The organism is Tolypothrix sp. PCC 7601, from assembly GCF_025677855.1.
GTDB lineage: Bacteria > Cyanobacteriota > Cyanobacteriia > Cyanobacteriales > Nostocaceae > Aulosira > Aulosira diplosiphon.
In genome coordinates this window covers 3,327,399-3,339,572 of the sequence record NZ_CP064879.1, presented here as the reverse complement: position 1 = coordinate 3,339,572, position 12,174 = coordinate 3,327,399, and the positions used below count along the sequence as shown (strand labels likewise).

Below are 12,174 nucleotides of genomic sequence, written 5' to 3'. Positions count from 1 at the left end.
GGCAAATAACTCACTTGGGTTTACGGGATTAAAACTTTGCAATGAGAGTCAGTTCATGACAGACACAGCAACTACCACCACAACCAGCCTCAATAAGTTTGAGAAATTCAAGGCAGAAAAAGATGGACTTGCTATTAAGCAAGAAATCGAAAAATTTGCCTCTCTAGGCTGGGAAGCAATGGATGAAACAGACCGCGATCATCGGCTGAAGTGGGTGGGTGTATTTTTTCGCCCAGTCACACCAGGTAAGTTTATGATGCGGATGCGAGTACCTAACGGTATTCTCACCAGCAATCAGATGCGTGTGTTAGCAGAAGTAGTACAGCGTTACGGTGATGATGGCAGTGCCGATATTACCACGAGGCAAAATATTCAATTGCGGGGGATTAGGATTGAAGACTTACCTGATATCTTCAATAGATTTCATGCAGTTGGTTTAACCACCATCCAATCAGGGATGGACAACATCCGCAATATCACAGGCGATCCCGTGGCTGGATTGGATGCGGATGAGTTGTTTGACACAAGAGAGTTGGTACAACAAATTCAGGATATGATCACCAACAAAGGTGAAGGTAATCCCGAATTTACCAACCTCCCACGCAAATTTAACATTGCAATTACTGGTGGGAGAGACAATTCCATTCATGCAGAAATCAATGACCTAGCGTTTGTACCAGCATTTAAAGATGGGACAGGGGAAGAAGTCAGCCCATCTCCTAAATTTGGGTTTAACGTTTTAGTGGGTGGCTTCTTCTCTGCAAAACGTTGTGAAGCGGCGATTCCGTTGAATGCTTGGGTTGCTCCCGAAGATGTGGTTGCTTTATCTAGAGCGATTGTAGAGGTTTTTCGTGACAATGGCTTCCGCGCTAATCGCCAAAAATCACGTTTGATGTGGTTGATTGACGAATGGGGTTTGGAAAAATTTCGTGTAGAGGTCGAAAAACGTTTGGGTAAGTCACTGTTACCCGCAGCACCGAAAGATGAAATTGATTGGGAAAAACGCGACCATATTGGTGTATATAAACAAAAGCAGCCAGGATTAAATTACGTAGGTTTACACATTCCTGTTGGTCGCTTGTATGCGGGTGATATGTTTGAAATCTCCCGTTTAGCTGGAGTTTACGGCAGTGGAGAAGTCCGCCTAACTGTTGAACAAAACGTCATTATTCCCAACATTCCCGATTCTAGATTAGCAATATTTTTGACGGAGCCATTACTAGAAAGGTTTGCAATTAATCCAGGGTTGTTGACGCGATCGCTAGTTTCTTGCACAGGCGCACAATTCTGCAACTTTGCTTTAATTGAAACCAAAAATCGCGCTTTAGCAACAATCAAAGCACTAGAAGCCGAGTTAACTCTAACTCATCCGGTGCGAATTCACTGGACTGGTTGCCCCAACTCTTGCGGACAACCCCAGGTTGCAGACATCGGCTTAATGGGAACTAAAACTCGCAAAAACGGTAAAACCGTGGAAGCCGTAGATATCTATATGGGCGGCAAAGTCGGCAAAGAAGCACAATTAGGTACTTGCGTTACTAAAGCCGTTCCCTGCGAAGACTTGCAATCAGTACTACGAGATTTACTCATCCAACACTTTGGGGCAAAACTCAGCCAAGAAGTATTGGTGACTCATTGATGGGGCAAGGGGGGAAGGGGGAATGGGAAAGGGGTAATAATCTATAAACCTTTGACCCTTGACCCTTGACCTTTGACCCTTGACCCTTGACCTTTGACCCTTACCAAATACCAAATCTGCTTAACAACCGAACAATGACTAATTTTTCACGAAGAAAATTTATCTTTACTTCCACTGCGGCGGCGGCGGCTTCTATTCTGGCTCATGGTTGTACTTCTAATGGTTCCAATTCAGCGACTACAGGGGATAACGCACCTTCGGCTGCACCTGCGGCTAACGTCTCTACAGTAGCTAATGCACCAAAAGTAGAAACCCCCAAAGCCAAGTTAGGATTTATCCCTCTAACTGATGCTGCACCTCTGATCATTGCTAAAGAAAAGGGTTTCTTTGCTAAGTACGGTATGACTGATGTTGAAGTCATCAAGCAAAAATCATGGCCTGTTACCCGCGATAACCTCAAAATCGGCTCGGCTGGTGGTGGTATTGATGGCGCACATATCCTCAGCCCTATGCCTTATCTGATGACTATTAACGATAAAGTGCCAATGTATCTGTTGGCGCGTTTAAATACTAACGGTCAGGCTATATCGGTGGCTAATAAACTTAAAGACCTGAAAGTAGGTTTAGAAAGTAAAGGGCTGAAAGCTGCTGCGGATAAAGCTAAAGCTGATAAACAGTCCATGAAAGTAGCTATGACTTTCCCTGGTGGAACTCATGATTTATGGATGCGCTATTGGCTAGCGGCTGGCGGAATCAATCCCGATCAAGATGTGGTGTTAGAACCTGTACCACCACCACAAATGGTAGCCAATATGAAAGTTGGTACAGTTGATGCCTTTTGTGTGGGAGAACCTTGGAACGCTCAATTGGTGAGCCAAAAATTAGGTTATACAGCCCTCGTCACAGGTGAGTTGTGGAAAGATCACCCAGAAAAAGCTTTTGCAATGCGGAAAGAGTGGGTCGATAACAACCCCAACGCCACCCAAGCATTGTTAATGGCAGTTCTAGAAGCGCAACAGTGGTGCGATAAAGCAGAAAACAAAGAGGAAATGTGCAAAATCTGCGCCGATCGCAAATACTTTAACGTTGCAGCTGCAGATATTTTAGAACGGGCTAAGGGCAATATTGACTACGGTGATGGTCGCACACAGCAAAATTTTGGCGATCGCATGAAGTATTGGGCAGATAATGCCTCTTATCCTTACAAGAGCCATGATACTTGGTTCTTAACCGAAGAAATTCGCTGGGGTTATCTGCCAAAAGATATCAAGGTGAAGGAAATTGTCGATCAGGTTAATAAAGAAGACTTGTGGAAAAAAGCAGCTAAAGCAATTGGTGTAGCTGATGCGGAGATTCCTACTAGTACTTCTAGAGGTGTTGAGACTTTCTTTGATGGTGTGAAATTTGATCCAGAGAAACCAGAAGCATATCTTAGCAGTTTGAAAATCAAAAAAGTCTGATAGCAATTCGTAATTCGTAATACCCTGCGGGAAGCCGCTGCGCGTCTACGTAGTTCGTAATTCAGAATTACGAAATTTCACAAAATTGGTTTTGAAATTAATTAAATCTGCCCTGGAGTAAGAAAAAAATGACAGCTATTGCTGGTAGTCGGATCAACAGAAAAAAGTCTCAAAAGGCGCTTAATAAATTATTCTGGAAAAAAATTGTACCGCCACTGGTAGCATTAGCGATTTTTTTGGTGATTTGGCAATTACTTTGTTTAAATCCTAACTTTAAGTTACCGGGGCCAATTGAAACAGTTTCCGAAACTTGGAACCCTTTTATCATTAATCCATTCTTTGATAATGGCGAAAGCGATAAAGGTTTAGGTTGGCAGATTCTTAGCAGTTTGGGCAGGGTTGGTTTAGGGTTTTCGCTGGCAACAATTGTTGGTATTGCATTGGGCATATTAATCGGTGCAAATCAATTAGTTTATAATGCCGTAGATCCCATCTTCCAAGTATTGCGAACTGTACCGCCTCTAGCATGGTTACCTATCTCACTGGCAGCATTTCAACAAGCTAATCCCTCAGCAATTTTCGTAATTTTCATTACTTCAATTTGGCCAATTATTATCAACACTACAGTTGGTGTACAGCAAATTCCCCAAGACTACATTAATGTAGCTAAGGTTTTAAAATTAAAAGGGCCAAAGTATTTCTTCAAAATCGTCTTTCCTGCCACAGTACCTTATATATTTACAGGTTTAAGGATTGGGATTGGTTTATCTTGGTTAGCCATTGTTGCGGCTGAAATGTTAGTAGGCGGTGTGGGTATTGGTTCGTTTATTTGGGATGCCTACAACACAACTACAGAAACCAATATGAGCGAGATTATTATCGCCTTAATATATGTTGGTTTAGTTGGTTTAATGCTGGATAGATTGGTAGCATTTATCGCTAGCAAAGTTGTAGCTGAACAAAAGTAATCAATAGTTCAAATTCAAAACTCAAAAGTAGATTATTGGCTCTGAACAAATAACAAATGACAAATGACTAAGGACTAAAGACAAATGACTACTTTTGTGGAAGTTGATCACGTTGACCGCATCTTTGATTTACCAAATGGCGATAAATATATCGCTCTAAAAAATATTGAATTAAAAATCAAACAAGGAGAATTTGTTTCTCTAATTGGACATTCTGGTTGCGGTAAATCTACCTTACTCAATATCATTGCAGGTTTGGATAGAGCCAGTATTGGCGGTGTGACTTTAGAAGGGAGAGAAGTTAGAGAACCAAGTCCCGATCGCATGGTGGTTTTTCAAAATTACTCCCTGCTTCCCTGGTTAACAGTCCGCGAAAACATTGCCCTGGCTGTGGATGAAGTCTATAAAAATCAGCCCAAAGGCGAACGTCGCGGCATTGTTGAAGAACATATTGATATGGTAGGGCTGCGCCTAGCCGCGAATAAACGTCCTAAAGAGTTATCTGGGGGGATGAAACAACGGGTAGCGATCGCACGTGCTTTGGCTACTCGTCCGAAGTTGTTACTGCTAGATGAACCCTTTGGGGCGTTGGATGCCTTAACCAGAGGGAGTTTGCAAGAACAACTGATGAAAATTTGCAACGAACACAACGTTACCTGCGTGATGGTGACGCACGATGTAGACGAAGCCCTATTGTTAAGCGATCGCGTTGTTATGCTTACCAATGGGCCAGAAGCGCATATTGGGCAGATTCTCGAAGTCCCAATTCCCCGTCCACGTCAGCGTTTGGAAGTAGTTAAACATCCCAGTTACTACAATCTGCGGAATGAGATGATTTACTTCCTTAACCAGCAAAAACAGGCGAAAAAACGCCGGATGCAGCAATCTCCAGTAACAGTAACTACATCCGAGAAAGTTTTAGAAAAAGCCAATCTGGAAATCGGCTTTATGCCTCTGACTGATGCTGCACCCTTAATTGTTGCTCAAGAAAAAGGCTTCTTTGCTCAATACGGCTTAGAAAATATCACCCTCCGTCGTGCAAGTACCTGGCAAGAAATTGCTAAAGGTGTAGTGACGGGTAAATTAGATGCAGCCCAAATGGTAGCTGGAATGCCTTTAGCCCTAACTTTAGGCGCTGGCGATCAAAAACCAATTCCAGTAATTAATGCTTTAAATCTTTCCCGTAATGCTAACGCTATTACCTTAAGCAAAAGATTATATAACCAAGGTGTCCGCGACCTAGCTAGCTTAAAAGCGGCAATTAACCAAAATCCTGACCAAATTATGACCTTGGGTGTGGTTCATTCCACCTCTATGCAGAACCTGGTGCTGCGTTATTGGTTGGCTGCTGGTGGTATAGATCCCGATAAAGATGTCAGTTTGGCAGTGATTCCACCCACCGAAATGGTTTCACAACTCAAAGCTGGCAATATTGACGGTTATTGTGCAGGAGAACCTTGGAACTACCTGGCTGTTGAACAAGACTTAGGTTTTGTTGCAGCTACAGCTTTAGAAATTTGGTCAGGACAGCCGAAAAAAGTCTTAGGAGTGCGGGAAGAGTGGGCGCAGAAATATCCCCAAACCTATCTCGCCCTAATCAAAGCTTTATTAGAAGCTTGCCAATACTGCGACGACATCCGCAACCGCCAAGAAATTATAGAATTACTCTCTCGTTCTGAATATTTAAATATTGACCCTGCATACATCCGCCCTGGATTTATCGATCCCTATGATCGCGGCGACGGTAAAGCACCTCAAGAACTGACAGGCTACAACCAGTTTTACCTGCATCAAACCAACTATCCCAACCGCACCGAACTGTTGTGGATGGTCACTCAAATGGCGCGCTGGGGCTTAATACCCTTCCCGAAAAACTGGGTCGAAGTCATTGAAAGAGTCTGTCGCACAGATATTTTTGGTACAGCTGCGCGGGATCTCGGCTTACTCGATATCGGTGAAGATGACCCGATTCATTTATTTGATGGGAAAGTTTTTAACCCTTCCGAACCAATTGAGTACCTCAAAGGTTTAGAAATCAAGCGACCAATTCGCGTGGAAGAAGTGTTTATTTAGTCAAGAGTTGACCAGACGCGATTAATCGCGTCTGTACTCAAAAGTTTATAGATTAGCCTTTTTTACCAATTACCAATTACCAATTACCCATTACCAAATTCTTATGCAACTCGCCAAAAATACTCACAATCAAAGTCAGGTTAATAAATTACCAAAGCAAAAAGCAGATGATTTTTTGGTAATTGAAGGTGTCAGCAAAATTTACCCAACTCCCGAAGGCCCCTACACCGTATTAGATGGCGTTGACCTGAAAGTTCGGGAAGGTGAATTTGTTTGTATTATTGGTCACTCTGGTTGTGGTAAATCTACGCTGCTAAATATGGTGGCTGGATTTAACACTCCCAGCGAAGGTATTGTTCTCTTGCAAGACCAACCAATTACTGAGCCAGGGCCAGACAGGATGATGGTTTTTCAAAACTACTGTCTCCTACCTTGGTTGAGTGTATTTGATAACGTTTACTTAGCGATTGATTCCGTATTTCCCAAAAAGTCCCAAGCCGAAAAAAGAGCGATCGCTAGAGAACATTTAGCAATGGTGGGGCTAACAGAAGCGGCTGACAAGAAACCCAGCCAAATTTCTGGTGGGATGAAACAGCGAGTTGCGATCGCCCGCGCCCTCTCAATTCGTCCCCAAGTTTTGATTCTTGATGAACCTTTTGGTGCGTTAGACGCAATTACCAAAGAGGAATTGCAAGAGGAATTGCTACAAATTTGGCGAGAACATCAAGTTACGGTATTAATGATTACTCATGATATTGATGAAGCGCTGTTTCTCGCAGACAGAGTGGTAATGATGACTAACGGGCCTGCTGCTCAAATTGGCGAAATCTTAGAAGTTCCCTTTGCTCGTCCCCGCAATCGTCGCCGCATTATGGAAGACCCCGAATATTACAACCTCAGAAACTACGCTCTCGACTTCCTCTATCGCCGTTTTGCTCATGATGATGAGTAAAAACTCGGTCATTACAAGTATTTATTGACTCTAAAAATATCCCCTGGTGCTTCAAAATCCTAGACAAATGTCCTGACAACGAACTCATTCACCCGCTTCACTAAGGAAGATTGCAATGCTTAAAGGATTATTTTCATTCAGGGATCGTTATCGCATCTTACATCAGACGTGGTTTGCGTTTTTTCTTACCTTTGTCTGTTGGTTCAACTTTGCCCCCTTTGCAACCACAATTGGTAAGGAATTACATTTAGCACCTGAGCAAATTAAAACTTTGGGCATTTGTAATCTGGCTTTAACAATTCCAGCGCGGTTAATTATTGGGATGTTGCTGGATCGTTTTGGCCCCAGAATTACCTACTCAATACTGTTGATGTTTGCGGCTGTTCCTTGTTTAGCAACAGCACTATCACAGGACTTTCACCAATTAGTTGTCAGTCGTTTACTGATGGGAATTGTTGGTTCTGGGTTTGTCGTCGGTATCCGCATGGTAGCGGAATGGTTCCCGCCGAAAGAGATGGGAAGCGCTCAAGGTATCTATGGCGGTTGGGGTAACTTTGGGGCTTTTGGTGCAGAGTTCGCCCTACCAATGATTGCTGTGGCGACAGGCTTTTTGGCTGGTGGTGGTTCCAACTGGCGATTAGCGATCGCACTCACTGGGATCATTGCTGCTATCTATGGCGTAATCTATTACAACACCGTTCAAGATACACCTGCTGGCAAAGTTTACAAAAAACCCAAGAAAAATGGTGCTTTGGAAGTCACCAGTGTTAAAAGCTTCTGGGCGATGATTGCGTCAAATTTTGGTTTAATTTTCGCTTTGGGTTTACTAGCTTGGCGATTGGAACAAAAGAATATTCACTTCCTTAATCAAACCCAAATGTATTTAACTTGGTTGGTGTTAGCAGGATTATTTGCTTACCAAACCTACAAAGCTTACCAAGTTAACAAAGAATTACTGATTGGCAAAAAAACTTACGCACCTGCTCAACGCTATCAATTTAGTCAAGTTGCATTACTAGAGTTCACCTACGTTACTAACTTTGGTAGCGAACTCGCAGCCGTATCAATGCTACCAGCATTTTTCGAGAAAACCTTTGGTTTAGAACATGTAGTAGCTGGAATGATTGCTGCTACCTACCCCTTCTTAAACTTAGTTTCCCGTCCTAGCGGTGGTTTAATTTCTGATAAATTTGGTTCCCGCAAATGGACAATGACAATTGTTAGTGCGGGTATAGGTGTGGGCTATTTAATGGCACATTTTATTAATAGCAGCTGGCCAATCCCCTTAGCGATCGCAGTCACTATGTTTGCTGCTTACTTTGCTCAAGCTGGCTGTGGTGCAACCTATGGTATTGTCCCCATGATTAAAAAAGAAGCTACCGGACAAATCGCCGGGAATGTCGGTGCTTACGGCAATTTTGGTGGCGTAGTCTATCTGACAATTTTCAGCTTAACGGACGCATCAACACTGTTTACCACAATGGGTATCGCCGCCTTAATTTGCGCTTTTATGTGTGGCTTCTTCCTCAAAGAACCTCAAGGTTCCTTTGCTGGTGCTTATGAAAGCGAATCAACCGAAACAGTAGCACCACCCACACCAATTTTGGCCGAGGAATAAGGGACTTTGTATCCATTTGTGTCAACTTAACGTGAAACCTGCTCTTGTGCAAGGTTTCGCCCTCTGCCTGTGCCCCTCTCCCACAGGCAGAGGGGAGCAAGAGATTTAGTTCCCCTTCTCCAGGGGGAGAAGGGGTTAGGGGATGAGGGCGCGAGGTATTTGTACAACGCCTGCCCTATATAGCTTTTAGCTTAAGTTGACACCAATACTTTGTATCTCTATCACGTTTACCTCCGCGCCCCTTTGCGTTTAAATCCTAGATTCCCACAAAACTACCATGAGTGAATTTACCAAAACCCTATGTCCATACTGCGGTGTTGGCTGCGGGCTGGAAGTTTCGCCCCCAGCACAACACGGTAAAGCGACTAATCGGGATAGTCAAGGAACTCCAATTTGGCGGGTACGGGGCGATAAAGCGCACCCATCTAGCCAAGGTATGGTTTGTGTGAAAGGTGCGACAATTGCTGAGTCTTTAGATAAAAGTCGGCTGCAATATCCAATGATTAGAGATTCATTGGATCAAGATTTTCGTCGCGCCAGTTGGGAGGAAGCTTTTGATTTGATTGTGCAGCGGATTCAAACAGTACGCTTTACTCAGGGGCCAGAAGCTATATGTATGTATGGTTCTGGACAGTTTCAAACTGAAGATTATTACATTGCTCAGAAACTCATGAAAGGTTGTCTGGGCAGTAATAATTTTGATGCAAATTCGCGTTTATGTATGTCTAGCGCCGTGGCTGGCTACATTCAAAGCTTTGGCTCAGATGGCCCTCCCTGTTGCTATGAAGATTTAGAGTTAACTGACTGTGCATTTTTAATTGGGACTAACACCGCCGAATGTCATCCCATAATTTTTAATCGACTAGAGAAATATCGCAAAAAAAATCGCAAAGTTAAATTGATTGTGGTCGATCCTCGACGCACACCCACCGCAGAAAATGCTGATTTACATTTAGCGATTCGCCCAGGTACAGATATTGACTTATTAAATGGTATCGCCCACTTGTTGATGCGCTGGAATCAGATAGATGTGGGATTTATTGATGACTGTACCAGCAACTTTCCCGCCTATGCAGAAGTGATTCGTCACTATTCTCCAGATGTGGTAGCCCATCGCTGCGGAATTAGCGTTGCAGATTTAGAAACCGCAGCCCGCTACTGGGGACAATCTCAAAGAGTGCTGTCTCTGTGGTCGATGGGTATTAATCAATCGAGTGAAGGTACAGCAAAGGTCAGAACTATTATTAATCTGCACCTGATGACGGGACAGATTGGTAAACCTGGTTCCGGGCCTTTTTCTTTAACCGGTCAGCCAAATGCAATGGGCGGAAGGGAAGCTGGTGGTTTATCGCATTTATTACCTGGTTATCGCTTGGTGAAAAATCCCCAGCATCGTGCAGAAGTAGAAAATTTCTGGGGACTGAAGCCAGGACAAATTTCTCCTGAACCGGGGATGACGGCTTGGGATATGATTACTGGCTTAGAAAATGGCGCAGTCGGATTACTGTGGATTGCTGCGACTAATCCCGCCGTCAGTATGCCAGATTTGGAACGGACAAAGAAAGCATTATTGCGATCGCCTTTCACAATTTACCAAGATGCATACTATCCCACAGAAACCTCTGCCTACGCTCATGTGCTGTTACCTGCTGCCCAGTGGAGCGAAAAAACTGGCGTAATGACCAACTCTGAACGCCGAGTAACTTTATGTTCAGCATTCCGCTTTCCTTGGTGGGAAGCGAAAGCTGATTGGGAAATTTTTGCGGAAGTCGGACGCAGATTAGGCTTCACCAAAGAATTCGCCTTTGCTAACTCCACCGAAGTCTACGCCGAATTTGTGCAACTCACACGCGATCGCCCCTGTGACATGACGGGTATGAGTCATGAGCTATTGCAAACCCAAGGCCCCACTCAATGGCCCTGTCCAGAAATAAGCACTGGAGAAGATGAGGGAGATAAGGGAGATGAGGGGGCAAAAATTCAACTTCATCCCCGTCATCTCCCTGATTCCAAAAGGCTTTACACTGATTTACGATTTCATACCCCCGATGGTAGGGCGCGGTTTGGTGCATATCACTCACGGGGTTTGGCGGAACCACCAGATCCAAATTATCCCTTTGTGCTAACTACTGGGCGGTTGTACGGACATTGGCACACCCAAACCCGTACTGGCCGCATAGAAAAAATTCGGGCTATGCATCCAGAACCGTTTATTGAGATTCATCCCCGTGATGCTGCTGCTTTGGGAATTACAGATCACCAATGGTTAGAAGTGCGATCGCGTCGGGGTAAAGCAAAATTTCCCGCCAAAATTACCAAAGCGATCGCACCTGGTACAGTGTTTGTCCCTATGCACTGGGGAGCACTATGGGCCGATGAAGCTGAAGCTAATGCGCTCACTCATCCAGAATCTTGCCCCGATTCGCTACAACCAGAACTAAAAGCTTGTGCAGTGGATCTAACACCGATTTCTGCAGAAATTACACTTAAAAATTATCAACTCCAGTCCTCACAATGGTAAGCTGCTAAATAGATAACTAAATAGTAAGTTGATAATTTAACCCATAGTTAACAGTCAATAGTTATGATTATTTTTTCTAATCCTATAGATAAATCTATAGGATTTTTATTTTATATTTTGACTGTTGACTTGGGACTAATACGCTGGGGATAAGAGTCATTAACCGCCAATATAAGCCAATAATAGCTGAAATCATTAGTTTAAATTTGTGCTTTTTCATAACACAAATTACCTAATATCAAGCGTTTGGAAATTAAAAATTTACATAGGGTGTAGTAGATGAAAAAAATTCTCAAACAAGTATTAGATACTACAAATTTGAAAAAGGATTACGAGAAATGGATTGCTAAATACGATTATCAATCAATTTTTCAGAATCGTAAATCAAAAATCCGCAATCCCAAACCAGAGAAGATGCAGGATGAGAAATTTATGCACTTCATTGAAAACATTGAAGTGCTAGTTTCTAAAGTACTATCTTTGTTTATGGTCGTGGTGATTTTAGCCGCAATCTGGGATTTAGCGGTTTTTCTAATTAAAGAGTTATTTGATGTACCTTATGGTACCTTTAACACAACTTTATTTAAAATATTTGGATTATTTTTAAATATTTTAATTGCCTTAGAAATTTTAGAAAATATCACTGCATATCTTAGAAAACACGTTGTTCAAGTCGAATTAGTTATTGTTACGTCTTTAATCGCTGTTGCTCGAAAAATTATTATCCTTGACTTGGAAAAAGTAACAGGAATTGATATCATTGGTTTAGGAGTTGCAGTTTTAGCATTATCAATTAGTTATTTAATAATTCGCTTTAGTAATTCCCGATAACCTTATTCAGAAATACATTGTAACTGGTGATTTTTGATTAAGTATTGGCAAAAAGTATCAAGGTAGAAATAACCTTGAATTTTGCTTTTGACTCTTACCAAACACCAAATAA

General features: G+C 42.8%; 8 protein-coding genes. All 8 read left to right on the top strand.

Going from position 1 to position 12,174, the window contains the following annotated elements:
- Window positions 1-55 precede the first annotated feature (55 nt).
- The 8 genes from HG267_RS13975 (at window position 56) to HG267_RS13940 (ending at window position 12,062) form a co-directional block, all read left to right on the top strand.
- Window positions 56-1,639: a ferredoxin--nitrite reductase gene (locus tag HG267_RS13975; RefSeq protein WP_045872529.1), complete on the top strand. Its 1,584-nt coding sequence runs from the start codon at window positions 56-58 to the stop codon at window positions 1,637-1,639.
- Window positions 1,640-1,773: 134 nt separating this feature from the next.
- Window positions 1,774-3,099, top strand: a complete 1,326-nt coding sequence (locus tag HG267_RS13970; RefSeq protein WP_045872528.1) for a CmpA/NrtA family ABC transporter substrate-binding protein — start codon at window positions 1,774-1,776, stop codon at window positions 3,097-3,099.
- Between the two features lie 128 nt (window positions 3,100-3,227).
- Window positions 3,228-4,067 (top strand): nitrate ABC transporter permease, encoded by an 840-nt coding sequence (ntrB, locus tag HG267_RS13965; RefSeq protein WP_045872527.1) that lies wholly within the window; start codon window positions 3,228-3,230, stop codon window positions 4,065-4,067.
- An 84-nt stretch (window positions 4,068-4,151) separates the two neighbouring features.
- A complete protein-coding gene (locus HG267_RS13960; protein WP_045872526.1) occupies window positions 4,152-6,140 on the top strand; it encodes a nitrate ABC transporter ATP-binding protein in 1,989 nt (662 codons plus the stop codon).
- A 103-nt stretch (window positions 6,141-6,243) separates the two neighbouring features.
- Window positions 6,244-7,092 (top strand): nitrate ABC transporter ATP-binding protein, encoded by an 849-nt coding sequence (locus tag HG267_RS13955; protein ID WP_045872525.1) that lies wholly within the window; start codon window positions 6,244-6,246, stop codon window positions 7,090-7,092.
- A gap of 115 nt (window positions 7,093-7,207) precedes the next feature.
- Window positions 7,208-8,710 carry a NarK family nitrate/nitrite MFS transporter gene (locus tag HG267_RS13950; protein WP_045872524.1) on the top strand — a complete coding sequence of 501 codons (1,503 nt, stop codon included), beginning with the start codon at window positions 7,208-7,210 and terminating at the stop codon, window positions 8,708-8,710.
- A 277-nt stretch (window positions 8,711-8,987) separates the two neighbouring features.
- Window positions 8,988-11,231: a molybdopterin oxidoreductase family protein gene (locus tag HG267_RS13945; RefSeq protein WP_045872523.1), complete on the top strand. Its 2,244-nt coding sequence runs from the start codon at window positions 8,988-8,990 to the stop codon at window positions 11,229-11,231.
- A gap of 414 nt (window positions 11,232-11,645) precedes the next feature.
- Complete coding sequence (locus HG267_RS13940; RefSeq protein WP_045872720.1) at window positions 11,646-12,062, top strand: phosphate-starvation-inducible PsiE family protein; 417 nt, start codon at window positions 11,646-11,648, stop codon at window positions 12,060-12,062.
- The last annotated feature ends 112 nt before the right edge of the window (window positions 12,063-12,174 follow it).